This is a genomic window from Hyunsoonleella sp. J2K-J805, assembly GCF_057167125.1.
The window spans coordinates 2,688,733-2,711,963 of sequence record NZ_CM169901.1 but is presented as its reverse complement, the minus strand read 5'-3'; the positions used below and the strand labels follow the sequence as shown (position 1 = coordinate 2,711,963).

At 35.3% G+C, this 23,231-nt stretch carries 20 protein-coding genes; 15 read left to right on the top strand and 5 right to left on the bottom strand.

From position 1 onward, the window contains the following. Positions 1-7: 7 nt before the first annotated feature. A complete protein-coding gene (gene porW / locus AC1B0Z_RS12070; RefSeq protein WP_483792299.1) occupies positions 8-2,569 on the bottom strand; it encodes a type IX secretion system periplasmic lipoprotein PorW/SprE in 2,562 nt (853 codons plus the stop codon). Positions 2,570-2,855: 286 nt separating this feature from the next. Here porW and AC1B0Z_RS12065 point away from each other — a divergent pair, with 286 nt between their 5' ends. From AC1B0Z_RS12065 to AC1B0Z_RS12010, 12 genes are all read left to right on the top strand, one after another. Continuing rightward, positions 2,856-3,812, top strand: a complete 957-nt coding sequence (locus AC1B0Z_RS12065; protein ID WP_483792298.1) for an L-threonylcarbamoyladenylate synthase — start codon at positions 2,856-2,858, stop codon at positions 3,810-3,812. Between the two features lie 140 nt (positions 3,813-3,952). Beyond that, on the top strand, positions 3,953-4,408 hold the full coding sequence (gene rplM, locus AC1B0Z_RS12060) for a 50S ribosomal protein L13 (RefSeq protein WP_483792297.1): 456 nt from the start codon (positions 3,953-3,955) through the stop codon (positions 4,406-4,408). Further along, on the top strand, positions 4,409-4,795 hold the full coding sequence (rpsI, locus tag AC1B0Z_RS12055) for a 30S ribosomal protein S9 (protein ID WP_042245326.1): 387 nt from the start codon (positions 4,409-4,411) through the stop codon (positions 4,793-4,795). A 230-nt stretch (positions 4,796-5,025) separates the two neighbouring features. Next, on the top strand, positions 5,026-5,802 hold the full coding sequence (rpsB, locus tag AC1B0Z_RS12050) for a 30S ribosomal protein S2 (protein ID WP_483792296.1): 777 nt from the start codon (positions 5,026-5,028) through the stop codon (positions 5,800-5,802). Between the two features lie 84 nt (positions 5,803-5,886). Further along, positions 5,887-6,861 carry a translation elongation factor Ts gene (gene tsf / locus AC1B0Z_RS12045; protein ID WP_483792295.1) on the top strand — a complete coding sequence of 325 codons (975 nt, stop codon included), beginning with the start codon at positions 5,887-5,889 and terminating at the stop codon, positions 6,859-6,861. 135 nt (positions 6,862-6,996) lie between these two features. Beyond that, a complete protein-coding gene (gene pyrH / locus AC1B0Z_RS12040) occupies positions 6,997-7,704 on the top strand; it encodes a UMP kinase (protein ID WP_483792294.1) in 708 nt (235 codons plus the stop codon). Positions 7,705-7,775: 71 nt separating this feature from the next. Beyond that, complete coding sequence (gene frr / locus AC1B0Z_RS12035) at positions 7,776-8,333, top strand: ribosome recycling factor (RefSeq protein ID WP_483792293.1); 558 nt, start codon at positions 7,776-7,778, stop codon at positions 8,331-8,333. A 57-nt stretch (positions 8,334-8,390) separates the two neighbouring features. Further along, positions 8,391-9,659, top strand: coding sequence for a hypothetical protein (locus AC1B0Z_RS12030; RefSeq protein WP_483792292.1), 1,269 nt, complete (start codon positions 8,391-8,393; stop codon positions 9,657-9,659). A gap of 60 nt (positions 9,660-9,719) precedes the next feature. Beyond that, on the top strand, positions 9,720-12,131 hold the full coding sequence (locus AC1B0Z_RS12025) for an efflux RND transporter permease subunit (RefSeq protein WP_483792291.1): 2,412 nt from the start codon (positions 9,720-9,722) through the stop codon (positions 12,129-12,131). A 116-nt stretch (positions 12,132-12,247) separates the two neighbouring features. Continuing rightward, entirely contained in the window at positions 12,248-13,681 is a 1,434-nt protein-coding gene (gene asnS / locus AC1B0Z_RS12020; protein WP_483792290.1) for an asparagine--tRNA ligase, read from the top strand. 309 nt (positions 13,682-13,990) lie between these two features. Beyond that, the gene (rpoN, locus tag AC1B0Z_RS12015) at positions 13,991-15,451 is read left to right on the top strand and encodes an RNA polymerase factor sigma-54 (protein ID WP_483792289.1); all 1,461 of its coding nucleotides are present in this window, start codon (positions 13,991-13,993) and stop codon (positions 15,449-15,451) included. Continuing rightward, on the top strand, positions 15,452-16,057 hold the full coding sequence (locus tag AC1B0Z_RS12010; RefSeq protein WP_483792288.1) for a hypothetical protein: 606 nt from the start codon (positions 15,452-15,454) through the stop codon (positions 16,055-16,057). It begins immediately after the preceding gene. Here AC1B0Z_RS12010 and AC1B0Z_RS12005 read toward each other — a convergent pair. Together AC1B0Z_RS12005 and AC1B0Z_RS12000 are read right to left on the bottom strand one after the other, a co-directional pair. Beyond that, the gene (locus AC1B0Z_RS12005; RefSeq protein ID WP_483792287.1) at positions 16,054-16,749 is read right to left on the bottom strand and encodes a porin family protein; all 696 of its coding nucleotides are present in this window, start codon (positions 16,747-16,749) and stop codon (positions 16,054-16,056) included. The two genes, AC1B0Z_RS12010 and AC1B0Z_RS12005, sit on opposite strands and share 4 nt — an antisense overlap. Before the next feature lie 47 nt (positions 16,750-16,796). Then, a complete protein-coding gene (locus tag AC1B0Z_RS12000; RefSeq protein ID WP_483792286.1) occupies positions 16,797-17,564 on the bottom strand; it encodes an XRE family transcriptional regulator in 768 nt (255 codons plus the stop codon). Positions 17,565-17,642: 78 nt separating this feature from the next. On the opposite strand from AC1B0Z_RS12000, the gene AC1B0Z_RS11995 reads away from it, so the two are divergent. Genes AC1B0Z_RS11995 through AC1B0Z_RS11985 form a run of 3 tightly spaced genes read left to right on the top strand, consistent with a single transcriptional unit; the run spans position 17,643 to position 22,515 of the window. Further along, positions 17,643-20,708, top strand: a complete 3,066-nt coding sequence (locus AC1B0Z_RS11995) for a DNA polymerase III subunit alpha (protein ID WP_483792285.1) — start codon at positions 17,643-17,645, stop codon at positions 20,706-20,708. 18 nt (positions 20,709-20,726) lie between these two features. Further along, the gene (dinB, locus tag AC1B0Z_RS11990; RefSeq protein ID WP_483792284.1) at positions 20,727-21,944 is read left to right on the top strand and encodes a DNA polymerase IV; all 1,218 of its coding nucleotides are present in this window, start codon (positions 20,727-20,729) and stop codon (positions 21,942-21,944) included. Between the two features lie 25 nt (positions 21,945-21,969). Further along, entirely contained in the window at positions 21,970-22,515 is a 546-nt protein-coding gene (locus AC1B0Z_RS11985) for a hypothetical protein (RefSeq protein ID WP_483792283.1), read from the top strand. Here AC1B0Z_RS11985 and AC1B0Z_RS11980 read toward each other — a convergent pair. Beyond that, complete coding sequence (locus AC1B0Z_RS11980) at positions 22,512-22,964, bottom strand: DUF3157 family protein (protein WP_483792282.1); 453 nt, start codon at positions 22,962-22,964, stop codon at positions 22,512-22,514. The genes AC1B0Z_RS11985 and AC1B0Z_RS11980 overlap by 4 nt on opposite strands. 51 nt (positions 22,965-23,015) lie before the next feature. Beyond that, on the bottom strand, positions 23,016-23,231 hold the full coding sequence (locus AC1B0Z_RS11975; RefSeq protein WP_483792281.1) for a helix-turn-helix domain-containing protein: 216 nt from the start codon (positions 23,229-23,231) through the stop codon (positions 23,016-23,018).

The following is a 23,231-nucleotide window of genomic DNA, read 5'->3' as shown; positions in this document are numbered from 1 at the left end:
TTTGGGCTTAAGGGTTATTCAAATTTAAGTAGGTATCTAAATTCTTATGAATTTGTAGTATTTGATAGTTTGCAGATGATACTGCGAAATAGGGCTCTGTTATTTTTTTTACGTCTTTGTCTGGTAATATTTGGTCAAATGTTTTTGCTACTTGTGCATTTCTTAATCCATGCACCGCTACAAAGGTAGTGTTTGTATCGTAAACATCAACTGAACTCTTTAATTTATAATACCTTACGTTTTCTAAAACAGAGTCTAAAGTTGTTTTAAATTCATTTATTTTATCAGTATTATTCCTGTCAAACTTAAAGACTACTTTAAATCCACTGGAAATACTGTCGTTTAGAAATGCTGCACTTTCTAGTTTAGGCAACATTTCATTTGCCATTCGTTGCGCTTGTTGACCCTCAGGTGTATTAGCATAGGTTACGGCAATATAATTTATAGCTTTTTTGTAAGCATCAAAACCTAGTAATCGTCCTGATGCGGTGGCCTTCAACAATTCAAATTTAGGCACAATAGGATCTCCCTCAAATGCTTGTATATATTCTTCGCTTTGATTAATTACGGATTCATAATCTTGTGAAACGTGAACATCGTATAGTTTTTCATAAAGCACCAAAGGACTATTTTCATCTTTTAAGGCTACCGATTCTGGATTGGTTAAAATGGCAGCATATCTACTTTCAGGATAATTTGAAACAATATCGTTTTTAGCTATAGTTGCCTCGTCATTTTGCCCCAATAACTCATAAATTTTATATAAATTATATTTTAAAGGCAGTATTAAACGCTCTTCTGGATTGCTTTCCAGCAATTCCTTAAACTTATCTTTGGCCAGATTGAACTCCTTAAACTTTTCTTTGTAAATTAAGCCCAACTGATAATAGGCATAATTACGTTCTTTTGAAATACTATCGATTTCCTTAGCATCAGAAGGTATTCTTGAAATATAAAACTGTGGGTCAAAACGCTCGTCTTCACTGGCACTGGCAGTAATATCTGCTGCGGTTCCTGAATTTCCTCCAGCGGAAGCCCCTTTGTTTGACCATCTCCAGTTATCCTCTAAAGGCCTATCTCCCCAAACTTTTAAAAACTCGTTTTTACCAAACGCTACGGTAGTTGGATTGTAAAAATAAAAGCCTCCACCTTGGTTAGGCACCCCAGCACCCCCAGCGCCAATATTTCTATTCCCTATTTGATTGCCTGCAGTAGCCAATCCATTATTCCGTTTTAAGGCTTCTTGCTTCTTTTCTTCCTCCTCTGCTTTCTCTTTTAAGTCTGCTACAAATTTCTCAAAATATACAAGCTTTTCAGCTTCAGGTAAACGCACTAAGCCCAAAATACTATCATCTACCTTAGCGACACTTTCATAATAAATAACATCCTCTAAATTATCACGTTTCCGCTTTATGGTTCTGTAGGGTTTGGAATTCAGCTTAAGATTTGCCAATGTGCTATCATAATATGCACCTGCATCGGCGTAAAGCCTTTTATCAAAAGTCATATCGCCTAAAATCTCATAATTTCTAGCCTTTAGTTTTTGATCTCGTGTGTTTGTCCGCAAGGATTTATTAAAATAACGAGATGCCAACTCAACCGATTCGCCTTTTAAATGGTGCATCCCTATAACATAATAAATCCTATCCAAAAAAGGGCGGTTTTCTCTATTGGTTTCTAATTCCTCAAGTAATTCGGATAACACTAGCTTGTCTCCATTTTCAAAATCAAAATTTTTAACCTTTTCCAAATATGCGCTTATCATGTAAATACGAGGTGTTTTTCTATTGAGATCAATTACCTCATCGAAAACGATATTTGCACTATCCTTATGACCTAACTCATTATACAATTGTCCTTGAATAAATCGATAACGCCCTCGCTCCTCATTGCTTTTAGTAGACTCAGCCGCAACATCAAGCAAAGTGATAGCCGTATCAATTACTTTGATGTTTAAATATGCCTGTGCCAACATTGACGTAGCATCTGCTAAATCCTGATTTTCTAAATCCTCTTGCTTTAATAAACGCTTCAAGTTTTTTATGGCCAACTCATCATTTTCTAAACGAATATTGGTTTTCTCTCGCCAAACCTTTGCCTGATTAATCTTATCGCTTGCGGGGTATTTGTACAGAATATAATTGAACGCCTCAAGCGCAGGTACAAAACGCTGATCGAAGTAACGTGCTTTTCCTAAAAGTAAATAAGCCTCATCCATCTGCGGATTGTACTCCTTACTTTCAATATTTATACTATGCTTTTGGATGGCCTTAACCGCCTTTTCCTCGGCTCTAGTGAAATTTTCGTTTTTTGACTGTCCAGGAAGAATAACATCCTCATCAATCTGCATACGCTCTATGGGTAAAATCTCCCAATAATCATCTTCATAAGTATCGTTAAGGCTAGTTCTGCCTTGGTCTAAAGCATTGTAACCATTGTAAAGCGCATTATATTCCGCAGTAACAGCATGTATATTTCTGCTTAAAAACGTATTTTTTTTGCGAGAACAACTTGTAATGGCAAGTACGGCAAGTAGAACGTATAATGTAGGTTTAAAAAATGCTTTCAACACCCTGTTTTTATTTGTTTTCTAATAACTACAATCTCTTACATTTATTATAGTAAGTGGGTAAAAATAAGCATCTTTTTCGATTAATCTATCAAATGACAGATTTTTAGAATAGCTATTTAGGCGCGAAGGTTAAGCTATCGCTTATCTGTTTTTCCTAGAACAATTTATGTAACTGTGCAACATATCAATCTCATTGTATAAAACGTACGATTTTGTTAGTACAGCTAACAGCAATGAAAAATTCATTAAAAGAATGTACTTTTGCACCGCTTAATTTGTTTTAATGCCCATCATTTCAAAGGACATATCAAAGGCCGTCGCTCTTTTGAGCTGCGAGGAATTAGTGGCCATACCCACAGAAACGGTGTATGGGTTGGCTGGTAATATTTACAGTGAAAAAGCGATTAAGGCCATTTTTGAAACTAAGCAGCGCCCGTTTTTTAATCCGCTTATTGTACATATCCCTTCAGTGGGTTATCTGGACACTATTGTAAGTCACATTCCTGAAAAAGCAAGACAATTAGCAAATGCTTTTTGGCCAGGACCTTTAACTTTGGTGCTACCAAAAAAAGATACTATTCCTGATTTGATTACTGCCGGAAAAGATAGCGTCGCAGTCCGGGTTCCAAGCCATCCTGTAACCTTAGAACTTTTAAAACAACTAAAGTTTCCTTTGGCCGCTCCAAGCGCAAATCCTTTTAATAGAATTAGTCCTACGACTGCTCAACATGTTGAAGAATATTTTGAAGATAAAATAAAAATGGTTTTAGATGGAGGCCCCTGTAAAAAAGGTATTGAATCTACCATTATAGGTTTTGAAAAAGGCAACCCTATCATTTACCGCTTAGGCTCAATAGCCATTGAAGATATTGAGGCTATTGTGGGCAAAACACCAATAAAAAACAAAAAAGAGCAAAACCCTGATGCACCTGGTATGTTGGATAAGCATTATGCACCATCGACTAAAACTGTGTTATCTAGCAATATTTTAAATGATATTGAAAAATATGTTGGAATGCGCATTGGTGCTTTGACCTTTCAGTCTAACATAAAGAGTGAAGCCATTTCTTATCAAATAGTTTTATCTGAAATAGGCGATATGTCTCAAGCTGCCTCAAGTTTATATGATAGTTTACATCAATTGGACAAGCTAGATTTGGACATAATTATCGCCGAAATTTTCCCAAATCATGGTTTAGGCAAGTCTATAAATGATAGATTGCAAAGGGCGGCTTTTTAAGACTAAATCTATATTGTTACATTTCATTGATTTTCAGTAATAAAAAAACCGCAAACTAGATTTGGTAATCCGATTGTTTATCGTAAATTTGCAAACTCTTTTTGAGAAAGAGGAATGTTTAATCAGAAAAATAAATTAGTGTGGACACATTAAGCTACAAAACGATTTCGGCAAACAAAGCTACTGTAGATAAGCAGTGGGTTGTTGTTGATGCTGATAATCAAACGCTTGGTCGTTTAGCTTCTAAAGTTGCAAAGCTTTTAAGAGGTAAGCACAAGCCAAACTTCACACCACACGTTGATTGCGGCGATAACGTTATTGTTATTAATGCTGAAAAAATCAACTTATCTGGAAACAAGTGGAACGATAAATCATACATTCGTCACACTGGTTATCCAGGAGGTCAAAGAAGTTTAACTGCTACCGAGTTGTTTGGAAAAAACCCTGCTCGTATAGTAGAAAAATCAGTAAAAGGAATGCTGCCTAAAAACAAATTAGGTGCAGCTTTATTCCGTAACCTAACGGTTGTAGTAGGTACTGAGCACAAACATGAAGCTCAAAAGCCTAAAACAATCAATTTAAATGAATTCAAATAAATGGATGTAATTCACAAAATCGGCCGTAGAAAGACGGCTGTTGCTCGTGCCTATGTTTCTAAAGGAAAAGGAAACATTACCATTAACAAAAAAGACTTAACCGATTACTTTACTACAGGTACCTTACAGTACAAAGTAAAGCAACCATTGGTTTTGACTAACAATGACGGCAACTTTGATATTACAGTAAATGTATATGGCGGTGGTATCACTGGTCAAGCAGAAGCTGTACGTTTAGCATTATCTCGCGCTATGTGCGAAGTTGATGCTGAAAACAGAGGTATCCTAAAGCCAGAAGGTTTATTAACCAGAGACCCAAGAATGGTAGAGCGTAAGAAATTCGGTCAGAAAAAAGCGCGTAAGAAATTCCAGTTCTCTAAACGTTAAGATTCCAAAACTCTTAATTCAGAATCTGACCTTTCAGATTCTGAATTATTTTATTTTATTGAAAACGCTGAATCCCGATAGCTATCGGGACAGCAAAATTAAAAACCAGTTATTGTTGTCTATTTCGCATAGGCGGAAAGATTTAGTTTAGCATCTAAATGACTAAGGCGAATTTTTAAAAATGACCACTTAATCATTGCTAATTCAACAGAACGTAAACTATTACAAAAATGGCAGTAGAAGTAAAAGAACTACTAGAAGCAGGTGTACATTTTGGACACCTTACACGTAAGTGGGATCCTAACATGGCACCTTACGTTTATATGGAGCGTAACGGCATCCATATCATCAACCTTTACAAAACAGCAGCTAAAATTGACGAAGCTGGCGCAGCATTAGCAAAAATTGCAGCATCAGGTCGTAAAATTTTATTTGTTGCTACCAAAAAACAAGCGAAAGATATTGTTGCTGAAAAAGCAAGTGCTATCAATATGCCTTACATCACAGAAAGATGGCCAGGTGGTATGTTAACCAACTTTGTTACTATTAGAAAAGCTGTTAAGAAAATGGCTTCTATTGATAGAATGAAGAAAGACGGCACTTTTAACACATTATCTAAAAAAGAGCGTTTACAAGTAGATCGTTTAAGAGCTAAGCTAGAAAAGAACTTAGGTTCTATTAGCGACATGACACGTTTACCTGGTGCTTTATTTGTTGTGGATATCAAGCGTGAGCACATAGCGATTAAAGAAGCGCAAAAATTAAACATTCCAATTTTTGCAATGGTAGATACAAACTCAGATCCTCGTCAAGTAGATTATGTTATACCAGCAAATGATGATGCTTCTAAATCGATAAACAAAATATTAACTCATGTTACTGACGCAGTAGCAGGAGGATTAGCAGAACGCAAGGCGGAAAAAGAAGCTGCATCAGCTGAAAAAGAGCCTAAGGCAGAAGCTAAAAAAGCAGAAGTTGCTCCAGCAAAATCTGAAGAAGAAGAATAAATAACATTAATACAACATAAATAAGTCGTTTAGTTATTTTCTTCACTGAAATAAATTGAACGACTTTTTTAAATTATAAATACTATGAGTACTACAGTAAAAGTAACGGCCCAAGAGGTGAATAAGCTAAGACAAGCTACTGGTGCAGGTATGATGGACTGCAAAAAGGCTTTGGTTGAGGCTGAAGGAGATTTTGATAAAGCAATTGAAATCTTACGTAAAAAAGGACAAAAAGTTGCAGCAAAAAGAGCTGATAGAGAATCTAGTGAAGGTGCTGCTGTGGCAAAAGTAAATGCTGACAATACTGTTGGTGTTGCAATTGTTTTAGGTTGTGAAACTGACTTTGTTGGTAAAAACGAAAACTTTTTAGCACTAGCCAGTGAGTTAGGTGATATTGCTTTAACTACATCTTCTAAAGACGAATTTTTAGCTGCTGATTTCGGTGGTATGACAGTTGCAGATAAATTAGTGGAGCAAACAGGTGTAATTGGTGAAAAACTAGACATTAAAGCATTTGAAAAAGTAGAAGCTGCTTACGTTGGTTCGTATGTTCATATTAATAAAATTGCTGCAATCGTTGGTTTTTCTAGCGTTGTAGACAATATTGAAACGCTTGCAAAAGATGTAGCAATGCAAATTGCTTCTATGGGAGCAACTACATTATCTTACAAGGATTTTGACCCTGCTTATGTAGCATCAGAAACCGAAGCAAGAATTGCAGCTATTGAAAAAGATAATGAAGAATTGGAGCGTTTAGGAAAAACATTGAAGAATGTACCTAAATACATTTCGCAATTACAATTAACACCTGAGGTTATCGCTGAAGCTGAAGAAGCTGCTAAAGCAGAATTGAAAGCTGAAGGTAAGCCAGAACAAATTTGGGATAGAATTTTACCTGGTAAAATGCAACGTTTTGTTTCTGATAACACTACTTTAGACCAAGAGCAGTGTTTATTAAACCAAAACTTCATTAAAGACGAAAAGAAAACCGTTGAAGCTTATGTTTCTTCGTACGGTGAAGTTGAAATTATAGGATTTAAGCGTGTGACTTTAGGGTAACATTTCTTAAAAGCCATAAATATTTAACCACTATTCTTTTTGGATGGTGGTTTTTTTTGGTTAAAATCGAAATCAGAAATAAATTTCAGAAATAAAAAAAATATGTAGTTTTGCTAAACTTCTTTAACTAGCTCAATGAAATACAAAAGAATACTCCTCAAACTGTCAGGCGAAGCCTTAATGGGTACACGTCAATATGGAATAGATCCAGATCGATTAGCTGAATATGCCCAAGATATAAAAACGATAACTGATAAAGGTGTGCAAGTAGCCATTGTTATTGGTGGTGGTAACATTTTTAGAGGTGTTGCAGGAGCCAGTAATGGGATGGACCGTGTACAAGGCGACCATATGGGAATGTTAGCCACAGTTATCAATGGTTTAGCACTACAAAGCGCCCTTGAGGATGCCGAAATACCAACACGACTACAAACTGCGATAAAAATAAATGAAGTTGCTGAACCTTTTATCAGGCGGAAAGCCATGCGACATTTGGATAAAGGTCGTGTAGTGATTTTTGGTGGTGGCACTGGAAACCCCTATTTTACAACAGATTCGGCTGCAGTATTGCGTGCCATAGAAATTCAAGCCGATGTTATTTTAAAAGGCACACGTGTTGATGGTATTTACAATGCTGACCCAGAAAAAGATAGCAATGCCACTAAATTCAAATCTATTTCTTTTGATGAAGTATTACAGAAAGGACTAAAAGTTATGGATACAACGGCATTCACCTTGAGTCAAGAAAATGAACTACCAATTATTGTATTTGACATGAATACTCCAGGTAATTTACTCAAAGTAGTTTCTGGAGAGTCAATTGGTACCGAAGTAAATATTTAAAACTGGCGTAATTTTTGAATCTTTTGTTACTGAGCACCGTCGAATGTATTGATAATTTAAAATTTTAAAAGATGAACGAAGACTTACAATTTATACTAGATACTGCCAAAGAAGCAATGGATGCTGCCCTTAAGCATCTTGAAAAACAATTGATGAATATCAGAGCAGGTAAAGCATCTCCTTCTATGCTAGGAAGTGTAATGGTGGATTATTATGGTTCACAAACTCCATTAAATCAGGTTGCAAATGTAAATACACCTGATGGTAGAACGATTACCGTGCAACCTTGGGAAAAAAGTATGCTACAAGAAATAGAGCGTGGTATTATGGCGGCAAACCTGGGTTTTAATCCTATGAATAATGGTGAAAGTATCATTATTAACGTACCGCCATTAACAGAAGAACGCAGAAAAATACTGGCAAAACAGGCAAAATCTGAAGCTGAGGATGCAAAAGTTGGTGTACGAAATGCACGTAAAGAAGCTAATAATGATATTAAGAAGCTAGATGATGTATCTGAAGACCTTCAAAAGAATGCCGAAATTGATATACAAGAAATGACGGATAGTTACGTTAAGAAGATAGATGATATCTTTGACAACAAGGAAAAAGAAATCATGACCGTATAAAAAAGAAGCGACAACAACGTCGCTTTTTTTCATGAAAACCCGTATTCTTTCTCATAAATGCGAAAATATTGTGCTCTTGTTTTTTACCTTTCTTTTGCAGCGGCACAAGCTCAAAATGCTTCAATTAACTTTTATGAAATTGAACAGGACACCACTAAAAAGAATTTCTTTTTAAAGCAATTGGGTAACGGCTACTTCCCTACTAAATATTTCGATTTTGATTTAAGATATTTAGTAAAGTATAATCAATACGAAGGATTACGAACCGGTCTTGGAGGTGTTACGAATAATAATTTTTCCGAAAAATTTAAAATAGATGGTTACACGGTTTACGGGTTTAGGGATGACGCCTACAAATTTAGTATTGGAGGAAGTGCAAGACTCTCTAAAAGAACAGATACATGGCTAAAAGTTTCATACACTGACGATTTACAGGAAACCGGAAGCTCAAAATTTTTAACGGATACACGATTTTTTCAATTCTTCGAGCCTCGACTCTTGAATATTGATTTGTTTCATCGGCACATTACACAGGCTATCTCTGTTAAGCATAAATTTCACCCCAAATTATCTACCGAAACGCAATTTGCCTCAAGTAATGTTGAGCCCACTTATAATTACATTTTTAACTTAGATGGTCAACTTTACAATAAATTTCAATTTACTACTGCTACTGTATCCATGCAATGGAGCCCGTTTAACCAGTTTAAAATTGTTGATAATCTCTACGAAAACATAAAAGAGGGCTACCCCAAGTTTACTTTACAATATACAAAGAGCGTGAAAGATGTTTTGAAAGGAAATTTTAACTTCTCAAAGTTAGACTTTAAAACTATTCATCGGCATTTGCATAAAAATAAAAATGTATCAGAAATCACTTTGGTTTCTGGTATTGCAAGAGGAGACACTCCTTTAACACACCTGTACCATGCTTACCCAAATAATATTAATAAAGAAACTATTCTACAGCGTTTTTCAGTAGCTGGCATAACCAGTTTTGAAACTATGTTTTTTAATGAGTTCTTCTCAGATAAATTTACCACAGTTCAATTCAAGCACTTCTTAAAGCCCTTTAATGTTTCTGCACGCTATAAGCCTCAATTAGTATTGATTACTAGATATGCTATTGGAGATATGTCTAACCCAGAACGACACCAAAATATTACCTTTGGTTCCTTAAACAAAGGCTATACAGAGTCTGGTTTCGAACTCAACAAACTACTCTTTGGTTTCGGTTTAAGTTTTACTTATCGCTATGGCGCGTATCACCTTCCAAACTTTGAGGATAATATTGCTTTTAAATTCACTTTTAACCTAACATTATAGATGATTTACGATTGTTAATACATTGTTTTTTCTACCTTTGCGCAGCTTTTATAAGAGCTTATGTTTAAATTGTTTACAAAGGATTTTTGGGATGTAACTGCTAGATTAATTCTTAGGAATAAAATTGTTATTCTCATAGCAATTATAATTGCTACATATTTATTTAGTACGCAATGGGATTACATGCGTTTTAGTAATACTGAAGCCAATTTATTACCCGATGATCATGAAGCGAATATTGCTTACAATAATTTTTTAGACAGGTTTGGCGAAGAGGGAAACCTTATTATAATTGGTGTAAAAGACAGTACTTTATTTGATATAGAAAAGCTGAACGCTTGGAACAAATTTTCTTCAGAATTTAAAAATCATAAAGCGGTAGAAGCCGTTATTTCTATTAAGGATCTCCAAAAGCTTGTAAAAAACACAGCTAAAGAAAAGTTTACCCTAGAACCGTTTATTAAAGATTCTATTTCAACTACCTCTGAAGTTGAAATATTGCAACAGGAGCTTTTTGAAAAGTATCCGTTTTACGATAATTTTTTATTCAATAGTGAGACCAAAACAGTACGTACAGCGCTTTATTTAAAAAAATCGTTAGTAAATACATCTGCCAGAAAAGAATTTGTTCTTGAGGTTTTAGAACCCAACATTGAGGCCTTTGAAAAGAATTATGATTTGGATGTACGCATTTCTGGGATGCCTTACATCCGAACTAAAAACTCGGAAAATATTATTGATGAAATTGGAAAATTTGTAATAGCGGCACTATTGGTTACCTCGATAATTTTCTTTTTCTTTTTTAGGTCGTTTAGAGCCACGTTTATTTCCTTAATAGTAGTTTGTATTGGGGTTATGTGGACTCTAGGGATTATTGGGCTTTTAAAATATGAGATTACTGTTTTAACGGCTTTAATTCCACCGTTGATAATTGTAATAGGTATCCCAAACTGTATTTTCTTAATCAATAAATACCAACATGAGGTAAAGCTTCATGGCAACAAGGTAAAATCATTACAGCGCGTCATCACTAAAATTGGTAATGCCACTTTAATGACCAATGTTACCACAGCCTCAGGTTTTGCCACTTTTATACTTACGGAGAGTACCCTTCTAAAAGAATTTGGTATTGTTGCATCCCTAAGTATCCTGGCTATTTTCATTCTCTGTCTGCTTATAATTCCTATTATATACACATTCTTACCTTTTCCAAAAGACCGCCATTTAGAGCATTTAAACAAGCGCTGGATTGGTGGCTTTGTAAATTGGATGGAGTATATGGTTAAAAATAAACGCATTGCTATTTACGCTATTTCTGTTTTGCTTTTAACTATCAGTATGATTGGCATAAACCAAATAAAAGTTTCAGGAAGTCTAATTGAGGATATGCCCCAAGAATCTCAATTTGTTAATGATATTCGGTTTTTTGAGGAAGAATTTGATGGCATCCTACCGGTTGAAATCATGGTAGATACCAAACGCAAGAAGGGCGTGATGAAATTATCTACCTTAAAGCGCATGGACGAGATTGAAGAGTTTATCGTGGAAACACCAGAGCTTTCAAAACCCATTTCAGTAGTTGGTTTGGTAAAATATTCTAAACAGGCTTACTATAATGGCAACCCAAAACATTACCAATTACCTACCTCTCAAGAGAACAGTTTTATTTTATCGTATGCGAAAAACTCATCTTCGGATGTAGATTTACTCAAGAATTTTGTGGATTCAACAGGCCAATATGCTCGTATCACGACCTTTATGAAAGATATTGGTACTGACAAAATGGAACGTATTCAGGAAAATCTTCAAGATAAAATTGACAAAGTATTTCCAGACGAACGTTATGATGTTACCATGACCGGGAAAGCACTAGTATTTCAAAAAGGCACCAAATATTTGGTTAAAAACCTTGCAATTTCATTATCCTTAGCTATTTTCTTAATATCGCTATTTATGGCATATATGTTTAGGTCTGGACGAATGATTATCGTATCACTTATACCTAACATTTTGCCACTTCTGGTAACAGCAGGTGTCATGGGCTACATAGGTGTCCCCATAAAGCCTTCAACCATTTTGGTGTTTAGTATTGCCTTTGGTATCTCGGTAGATGATACCATTCACTTTTTAGCAAAATACCGCCAAGAGTTACAGGCCAACAAATGGAAAATAAAACCGTCTGTTTATGGTGCTTTAAAAGAAACTGGGGTAAGCATGTTTTACACCTCTATTGTTTTGTTTTTTGGGTTTTCGGTATTTACCATATCAGATTTTGGAGGTACGGTAGCCTTAGGTGCTTTAGTATCGGCAACCTTATTGTTTGCCATGTTGTCTAATTTACTGCTATTACCATCACTACTTTTATCATTAGAACGAAGTATTGCAAATAAAGAAGTGCTAAAAAAGCCACCCATTAATATTATTCCTGATGAGGATGATAATGACATGGAACTGACTGAAAATCAATATTAATTACAATTTCAAATCACATTTGGCGTATTAATTCAAAATTTGTCTGATTTTTAGAATTTATTATTTGAATTTTAAACATTGAATCCATTATATTTACTGTTCTAAACCCATAACATATGCAGTTGTATTCTGTCTCTCAATTATTAAAGCAGGAAAATAAATTACCAGAAGTAGAAGTTAAAGGTTGGGTAAGAACGTTTAGAGCTAACCGATTTGTAGCTTTAAATGATGGATCTACCTTAAGTAATATACAGTGTGTTGTAGATTTTGAAAACACTGATGAGGCACTCTTAAAACGCATAACTACTGGAGCAGCATTGCATATAAAGGGCGAATTGGTAGAAAGCCAAGGTAAAGGGCAAACAGTCGAAATTCTGGTTAGTGAATTAGAAGTTCTAGGCGATTCTGATGCCGAGGCATACCCTATCCAACCTAAAAAACATTCTTTTGAATTTTTGAGAGAGAACGCACACCTGCGCACAAGAACCAATACGTTTAGTGCGGTAATGCGTTTGCGTTCTAAACTATCGTATGCTATACATAAATATTTTAACGAGCATGGGTTTTATTATATGCATACGCCTATTATAACTGGTAGTGATGCTGAGGGCGCTGGTGAAATGTTTAAGGTAACAAAATTAGATGCTAAAAACCCGCCTTTAAATGATAATGGCGAGGTAGATTACTCAAAAGATTTCTTTGGTAAGGAAACCAACTTAACGGTTTCGGGTCAGCTAGAAGCTGAGACTTATGCCATGTCCTTGGGTAAAGTATATACGTTTGGGCCAACATTTCGTGCTGAAAACTCAAATACCTCACGCCATTTATCTGAATTCTGGATGATTGAACCTGAGGTGGCTTTTATGGACCTACCAGGAAACATGGATTTGGCTGAAGATTTCTTAAAATATGTCCTCAACTATATTTTAGAACACAATAGAGACGATTTAGATTTTTTAGAACAGCGTTTGATAAATGAGGAAAAAACAAAACCTCAAACAGAACGCAGCGACATGTCGTTGATTGAAAAGTTAAAGTTTGTTATAGACAATAATTTTAAGCGCGTTAGCTACACTGAGGCTATTGATATTTTACGCAATAGTAAACCCAATAAAAAGAAAAAATTCAAATTCCCAATTAATGAATGGGGTGCAGATCTGCAAAGTGAACATGAACGCTTTCTTGTAGAAAAACACTTTAAATGCCCTGTAATTTTGTTCGATTATCCAGCTAACATCAAAGCATTTTATATGCGCTTGAACGAGGATGGCAAAACGGTGCGTGCTATGGACATACTTTTTCCAGGCATTGGCGAAATGGTAGGCGGTTCTCAGCGTGAAGAACGGTTAGAAGTTTTGAAAGAAAAAATGGCTGCGCTTGATATTCCTGAAGAAGAACTGTGGTGGTATTTAGACTTACGCAAATATGGTACAGCAGTACATTCTGGTTTCGGACTTGGTTTTGAGCGTTTGGTAATGTTTGTAACTGGTATGGGTAATATTAGGGATGTGATTCCCTACCCAAGAACGCCGCAAAATGCAGAGTTTTAGTTTTTTTATGATATCACCTAAAGACCTCACAGGTTTTAAAAACCTGTGAGGTCTGTGGCTAATTAACACAGCATTTCGGTTGATGATTGTAGCTGGCAAATACGCCACGCGTTAGGCGTTGAAGGGCATGTTGGAGCTCCCAACCTAAGGAGGAGCAACTAGTGAAAGCCTTCCTACCGGCAGGCAGGCCCGCCCCTTGCGGGTAGCGCTCAAAAATAATATTCCTGAAAATTTTAAATTATAATAGTTTGGTACGACCTTTGGTTTACATATTGCTTTTTTTATCTTTGATTAATACCAAACCCGAATATGCTAAAGCAACATTTACAATTTAAATTATCGCAAAAGCTATCGCCGCAACAAATTCAATTGATGAAATTGATACAGTTGCCAACGCAGGCTTTTGAACAGCGGATAAAACAGGAACTTGAAGAAAATCCTGCTTTAGAAGGTGGCAAAGAGGAAAAGGATACTGAATTTGATGCCGAATTTGAAAACAGCAATGATGATTTTGATGACAATGAGACCATAAATGCGGAAGACATTAATGTTGATGAGTATTTAAGTGACGACGAAATACCTGATTATCGTACACAAGCCAATAATTACAGTAGTGATGATGAGGAAAAGTCCATTCCTTATGCGGCGGGTACATCTTTTACGCAACACTTAATTAACCAGTTAAACACCTATAGACTTACTGAAGAGGAGCGCGATATTGCAGAGTTTTTAGTAGGCAGCGTTGATGAGAGTGGGTATATACGGCGCTCTCTATCTGATATTATGGATGATTTGGCATTTACCCAAAATGTTTATACTACTGAAGATAAAATTGAAAGCGTTTTAAAGATAGTGCATCAATTGGATCCAGCTGGTGTCGGCGCCAGAAACTTACAAGAGTGTTTAAGCATTCAATTGCATAGAAAAGAGAAAACGGCAGATACAGATTTGGCCATCGATATCATCGATAATGCCTTTGATGCATTTACCAAAAAACATTACAAAAAATTACTTCAAAAGTTTGATATTTCAGAGGTTCAGCTTAAAGATGCCATAACTGAAATTGAGCATCTCAACCCTAAACCTGGTGGTTCTTATGCCGGAAACAACCGTATTGTAGAACACGTTGTTCCTGATTTTGCTATTAAAATTGTTGATGGAGAACTGGAATTGACACTTAATGGTAGAAATGCACCTGAGCTTCACGTATCTAGGGAGTATAATAATATGCTAAAAGGGTATAAAGATTCTAAAGACAAAAGCAAATCTCAAAAAGATGCAGTACTTTTTATTAAGCAAAAACTGGATGCTGCAAAATGGTTTATTGAGGCTATAAAGCAACGTCAGCAAACGTTGTTTGTAACCATGAGTGCGATAATGCATTATCAAAAAGATTATTTTCTAACTGGTGATGAACGTCAATTAAAGCCAATGATACTTAAGGACATTGCTGATGAAATTGATATGGATGTATCCACGGTTTCTCGAGTTGCCAATAGTAAGTATGTGGATACGCCTTACGGTACTAAGCTGATAAAGGAATTCTTTTCAGAATCGATGAAAAACGATCAAGGCGAAGATGTTTCCACTAGGGAAATCAAAAAAATATTGGAAACTGTTATTGAAGAAGAAAATAAAAAGAAACCTCTTACAGATGAGGCTTTAGCGAAAATCTTAAAAGAAAAAGGCTATCCTATTGCAAGGCGTACCGTTGCGAAATACAGAGAACAATTGGATATTCCTGTAGCACGTTTAAGAAAGAAAATTTAAATGCATCAAATCTTAAAAAGTGTTTCGGTTATTTTCCACCCTTTGTTAATGCCTATTGCAGGTGTTATTTTTTATTTTGCTAAAACACCTCGATTTATTGATAGGGAAGTGATTTGGGCTAAATTGGTATCGCTGACTATTTTAACCATTATTTTACCTATACTTTTATATTTTCTTTTGAAAACCTTAGGAAAGGTAAATTCTATTTACCTAAGAAGTACTAAAGAACGCATTGTCCCTTTAATTTTAAATGCCATTGTAGTACTATTGGTCATTCAACGCATATTAAGACCAGATCCCTACATTGAACTTTACTACTTTTTTGTAGGTATACTAATCTCAACCTTGGCCTGTTTAATATTGGTTATTCTTAAGTTTAAAGCAAGTATACACATGATTGCCATTTCTGGTGTGTTTATGTTTTTTATCGCTTTAAGCATCCATTTTAGTATAAATATTAATGGCACATTAGCCATTATGAGTATTGTAACTGGTGCCGTAGCGACTTCACGATTGCATCTAAAAGCACACACGTATCCAGAATTGATTATGGGTGTTTTTGTTGGAGTATTCCCCCAATTAATTTTGGTAACTAAATGGCTTTAGAGAATGTAGAACATTAATCCAATTTTTACAGCATTCATGTCCAGGTTCTCACCATCAAGTTGCGCTGTATCCGAAAAAATAGGATTCAAACCATAATACACATAAATATTCCATGTATTGTAGCCTACACTTAAGGTGAGTCCGTATTGAAATGTATTAAAATCTTCAATATTATTATATTTCAATTCCCCCAAGCTTCCCTTGAATTTACTTCTGTTAGAAAACACATATCCAAATTTAGCACCAGCATAAATACGCCAAAACTTATATGACGTTTTAGTTGAAGTGCGCCATCTATACTCAATAGGTAATTCTAGAATATGTTCAGAAAATTTATTTTTAGTAAAACTTATCGTTTCAGTATCTATGATATTGTAGCTGAAGTTTCCTAAGTTATCTTTTTGAATTATCATATTCTGAATATAGGAGTTTGTTGAGTATCCTAAACCAATACCTATAGACTTGTTTCGTCGTTTATTGATAGGCATATCCTTTATAAAGCCCAAGTGAAATCCTAACGAAAAACTATTTTGTGTTAAACCATCTGGTGTATTATTAAGTAAATTATATGTTGTACCTACGTAAAATTGATCTTCTTTATACAACGAATCAACTACTTTACTGGTAATTTCTTGTGAAAACACCACAGTAGTTAAAAACGTAAAAATAAAGATTGCTAGAGGTTTCTTCATTGTACTAATCAGAAGGTATGGATCTTACTTCAAAGATAGCTTGAAAATTAGTTTTTCAAACCTTTAATTGATTTTAATTCAATATGAAGCTCTTGGAATAATGTTGCAATACTGCTTACCTTCAATTCATCTTTATCATATTCTTGGGTATTGATGCAACAGGCAAATTCCCACAATTCTATAATAGCGTCCTTTTTAATATGATACGGATTATAAAGCCTATTATCGCTACTTAAGGTTAACGTTTCATCATCTTTTATATAAACCCTTTTATATACCAAACCATCGTCTTTTGTTAATATAATGTATGTACGTCCATTTTTAATGGTACCAATATCATCAACAAATTTTGCAACAACAAACGAGCCGTCTTTTACAGGCAACATAGAATCACCGCTAATAGGGAATGCCCTGTGTGTTCCCGTGGGCAAAAATGGGAGTTTTATTTTTTGAAGCTGCTCTATGTACTCGGGGTCTTCATACCCTTGTAAATATCCGGCTGATGCTTTTGCCGGTATGATTTCAATTAAATCCTCATTGGCTTCATTTACGGTAATTGGAAATAGCACCCGCTTATTTCCTACTTTGATAAAAGAGGTGTTGGTGGCTTTACGCAAATCGTTTTTCACTAAAATATCAATAGGAATATCAAAGTAATTGGATAGTTCAATCAAACGGTTAATTGGTGGCTCAGAGCGCCCTTCTTCATAAGATCCTACCATAGAGCGCGACCAGCCCAACTCATCTGCAAACCGCTCTTGCGAAAACCCTTTAAGACCACGCAAGTGCTTAATGTTAGAATTAATATGCTTCATTAAAAAATAAATTTTAACATTATTTGCTACAAATATAAGCAACTAAAACTACAATTAGTAGCTAATTTTGTTAATCCTATGTATTTAAATTGTCACACATATTATAGCTTACGTTATGGCACCATTAGGCCAGAAAGATTACTGGCCATTGCTTCAAAAAATGGTATTCAAACATTAGCATTAACTGATATTAATAACACATCGGCATGTTTGGATTTTGTAAGATTATCTAAAGAATACAGTATAAAACCTGTATTGGGTATCGATTTTAGAAACGGCGCACAACAGCAATTTGTACTACTGGCAAAAAACAATGAAGGGTTTCAAAATATAAACGCATATCTATCAAAATTTCTTCATGATAACCATCTTGAAATTCCTAAAAAAGCTCCTGAGTTAGAACACACCTATGTTATTTATCCTTACCAGCAACACAACAATTTTAAATTAAAACCTAATGAGTTTTTAGGTATTAAACCCGAAGACCTCAACAAGCTTAAATTCTCCCAGTGGAATAATTTAAGAAGTAAGCTGGTAGTGCTAAAAACAGTTTCTTTTGAAACGAAAAAAGACTTCAATACCCACCGTTTACTACGTGCTATTGATAACAACACGTTATTGAGTAAACTTCCTAAAAGCGAAGAAGGAAGACCAAATGATAAAATACTGCCTTATGATGAATTATGTGAAACGTATCAGGAGTTTCCAGAGCTTTTGGACAACTCCTTGGCTATTCTAAACAATTGCACTATCACATTTGATTTTTCGCAAGAGACACCAAACAATCAAAAATCGTTTACTGAAAACGAAGATTCCGACTATGAGTTACTAAAAAAACTAACTTATAAAGGGCTAACCTACCGCTATAAAAACCCAGACGACACCATTTACAATCGTATAAAAAAAGAACTAGATATTATAAAAAGTAAAGGCTTTGTGTCATACTTTTTAATCAATTGGCGTATTTTGGAATATGCACGCAGCAAGGGTTATTACTACGTTGGTCGCGGTAGTGGCGCCAATAGTATTGTAGCCTATTTACTTAGGATTACAGATGTAGATCCCATAGAATTAGACTTGTATTTTGAGCGGTTTATTAATTTATATCGCAAAAATCCACCAGATTTTGATATTGATTTTTCATGGACCGATAGGGATGACATTACAGATTTCATCTTTAAAACATTTAAGAACACAGCTTTACTCACTGTATACAATACCTTTAAATTTAAAGCCTCTGTGCGTGAGTTGGGAAAAGTATTTGGGCTACCTAAAGCCGAAATGGATGTGCTTACAAGAGGGCGTTATACTATAAACCAGCTGGATAAGCTATCGCAGCTTGTGTTAAAATATAGCACTTATATTCAAGGTTTTCCAAATTATTTAGGTATTCATGCTAGTGGTATCATAATTTCAGAAAAACCTATTCATTACTATACTGCCACTTTTTTGCCCCCAAAAGGCTATGCTACTACTCATTTTGATATGGTTGTTGCTGAGGATATTGGATTGTACAAATTCGATATCCTTAGTCAACGCGGATTGGGGAAAATTAAAGATGCTGTAAATATTGTTGCATATAATAATCCGAAAGAGCCCCCTATTGATATTCATGATATTGAGCGATTCAAAAAAGATGAAAACATTAAATATTTACTTCGAAATGCAAAGGCTATTGGCTGTTTTTATGTGGAGTCTCCTGCAATGCGCATGTTACTTAAAAAACTGCAAGTTGATGACTATTTGGGTTTGGTTGCGGCAAGTTCCATTATTCGTCCTGGTGTTGCTAAATCAGGAATGATGCGCGAGTATATTTTACGGCATCGGTATCCCGAGCGTATTAAAAAAGCGCATCCTGTTTTATTGGATATCATGCCCGAAACCTATGGCGTTATGGTATATCAAGAAGATGTAATTAAAGTAGCTCATATCTTTGGAGGTTTAGATTTAGGGCAAGCCGATAAATTACGACGAGGTATGTCGGGCAAATTCCGTTCTCGGGATGAGTTTTTAGCTGTTAAACAACAATTCTTCGATAATTGTAAAGCAAGCGGAAAACCCGAAGCGCTTACCGCCGAAGTATGGCGCCAAACCGAAAGTTTCGCAGGTTATGCTTTTGCCAAGGGGCATTCGGCATCTTATGCTGTAGAGAGTTATCAAAGTCTGTTTTTAAAAGCTTACTATCCGTTGGAATATATGGTGGCTACTATCAATAATTTTGGAGGGTTTTACAGAACCGAATTGTACGTACACGAAGCACGTATGCATGGAGGTATCATAGAAGCACCATGTGTCAATACTAGTTTTAATGAAACTATTATCAAGGGTAAAACCATTTATTTAGGCTTTATGTTTTTACATGCTTTAGAAGCTAAAACCATCCATAATTTACTTGACGAGCGACAGCAAAATGGCCCATTTAAAAGCTTGGACGATTTTATAGACCGCGTCCCTATATCCATTGAGCAAATTTCAATTCTCATAAAAATAAATGCCTTTCGGTTTGCAGGTGTCAATAAGCGGGAATTGCTATGGGAAGCCCATTTAAAAATTAGCAAAACCACTTTTGAAACCCATATTATTACACTTTTTAAAACTGAAAAAATAAATTACAGCACACCCGCACTACCAAGTACTGCCTTAGAAAATGCTTTTGATGAAATGGAGTTATTGGGTTTTCCTTTATGCAATCCATTTCATTTATTGGAAACTCCAATATCAAACCTATTAAGGGCTGAACATTTAATTAATTTTAACAATAAAATTATAACCATTGAAGGGTACTTAGTGGCTACAAAAAATACAAAAACTTCTAATGGGAAAAAGATGCATTTCGGCACATTTTTAGACCATGACGGCAATTTTATAGACACGGTACACTTTCCCCCTGTAGCTGCAAAATATCCGTTTCGAGGAAAAGGTATCTACACCATTACAGGAAAGGTGTTAATAGAATTTGATTGTGTAAACATTGAAGTACAGTGTATGGAACGCGCTACCATTATTGAAGACCCTCGCTATACTTTGAAGCCTTCAAATATTACATTTCAGAATAAAAAGAGTTTTGCAGACCATAAAACAAGGCAACTACTCCCAATGTCTCCCAAAACATTAAGGACATCCAAAACTTATAATAATCATTAAAGTATAATTCGGTTTTTCATGAACGCTAATCGCTCTATCATACACATGGATTTAGATACGTTTTTCGTGTCTTGCGAACGTTTGCTGGATAGTAGACTTATTGGAAAACCTGTGCTTATTGGTGGCACTTCTGATAGGGGCGTTGTAGCTTCTTGCAGTTACGAGGCTAGAAAATTTGGTGTTCATTCTGCTATGCCCATGCGCATGGCTAAACAACTTTGCCCAGAGGCAATTGTGCTTAGAGGTAACTCTGGTATTTATACAAAGTTTTCAAAAAACGTAACCGATGTCATTAAAGAAAATGTGCCATTATATGAGAAAACATCCATCGATGAATTTTATATTGACCTTACAGGCATGGATAAATTTTTCGGTTGCCATAAGCTGGCTTCTGAGTTACGCCAGCGTATCATAAAAGAAACCGGATTACCTATTTCCTTTGGACTATCCATTAACAAAACAGTATCTAAAATTGCAACGGGCGAAGCAAAGCCCAACAACCAGATTCGTATTATTTCAGGTACCGAAAAACCCTTTTTAGCGCCGCTTTCTGTAAAAAAAATACCTATGGTGGGCAATGTTACTTATAAGGCACTATGCGATTTAGGTGTTAAACGTATACAAACGGTACAGGAGATGCCCATGGAACTGATGCATAAAGTGTTAGGTAAAAACGGTTTAAGTATTTGGAAAAAAGCCAATGGTATAGACAATAGCCCTGTTGTTCAATACCAAGAGCGTAAATCTATTTCGACCGAACGTACCTTTAATAAAGATACTACCGATGTTTCTAAACTAAGAGGCATTATTATAGCTATGGCTGAAAATTTAGCGTATCAATTACGCCGAGGTAATAAACTAACCGCTTGTGTTACGTTTAAAATTAGGTATTCCGATTTTCAAACCTATACCCAGCAGCAACGTATTCCATACAGTGCTATGGATCATAATATTATTCCTGTAGTTTTAGATTTGTTTAAAAAACTGTACAACAGGCGTTTATTGGTGCGCCTCATTGGTGTAAAATTTAGTCATTTAGTAGAAGGCGGACATCAAATACACCTTTTTGAAGATAACGAAAAACAACTCCACTTAAGTAGGGCCATTGACAAAATGCGTGAACGTTTTGGCGATAGGGCGGTAATTACCGCAGCAGGAATGGAAGCTAAAAGTATTAGTAGATGGAATCCTTTTACAGGAGAGCCTCCACCATTATTGGCCAATAGAAGACAGTAAAACGCTTGTTGATTATATTTGTAGCATGTATAAAAGTGACCTTGTTATAAAAGAACCCACTAAACCGTTTATTAATAAAATTATTGTGTCACTCCTTTATACTTGCTTAATTGGCTACGCTATATATTTATTTGCTTACAGGGATTTTTGGAATCATCCTAAACGTTGGACAATAATTATTTACTTAGTTGTGCTTCTTTGCATATTATTTTCGTCCTCATTTATGGCCATTGCCTCTCACAGTGTTCACCTTAATTTTAAAAGCCAAAAAATACAACATCGCTATCGCGTGGGTATTTTTAACTATAAAGAAGTGTGGCAAAACCTTGTAGCGCTAGAATATATATCAGTTTTTAGAACTGGTGATTATTATCACATTAATATGTGGTATCAAAAAAACAAAATTCTCAATTTGATGACTTTAGAAGATCCCGAGAAGGCAATCGAAAACGGATATCTTATTGCAAACAAACTAAATATTGATTTACTGGACGCGAGAAAAAGAGGCTATCACAAATGGGTTGACAAAACAGCTTTTAAAGATTCTGGAAAAGTCTCATACCTTGACTAAAATAACTTCCGCTTCTCCGCAACATTATGTCCGCTACGCTTATAAAACACCTTTTTACCATTGGCACAAAAGGTATAATTTCCTGAGGCTTTCCTTTCAGAAGCTGATATTAAAATTACATCCTTTACATCACATTTGTAATCTTTCGCAACTTTCATTTTAATATGGCTTATAGTTGCCCTACCCTTTTTGAGCTGTGCTTGGATTTTGCTATCCAATTTTGGTTCTTTAAAATCTTTGGGGGTGTTGCAAAGTTTTGTATCTAAGGGTTGTATGGGCTTAATTTTACTACTGTCTACCAAAGTTAGTGGCTGGCTATCAATGTATTCCCAAGTAAAATCTACTTTTAATAATACACGTCTTCCATCTTCAGTTTTTACGATGAGATTGTTTTGGGAGAACGCAACTAAAGAGGATAAAAACAATAAGGTAAAAACACAATTTTTCACAGCAGACTATTTTAAATATATGCTAAAAATACAGATTTATTCTTCAATACTTCAACTTTCATCAGCAGAAGTGCACTCTAAAATATCAGCTGGTTGGCACTCCAATGCCTTACAAATAGCTTCTAAAGTTGAGAACCGAACTGCTTTAGCCTTCCCTGATTTTAAAATAGAAAGGTTTGCTTCGGTAATACCAATAATTTCTGCTAATTCCTTGCTTTTCATTTTGCGTTTAGCAAGCATTATATCTAAGTTTACGATTATTGGCAT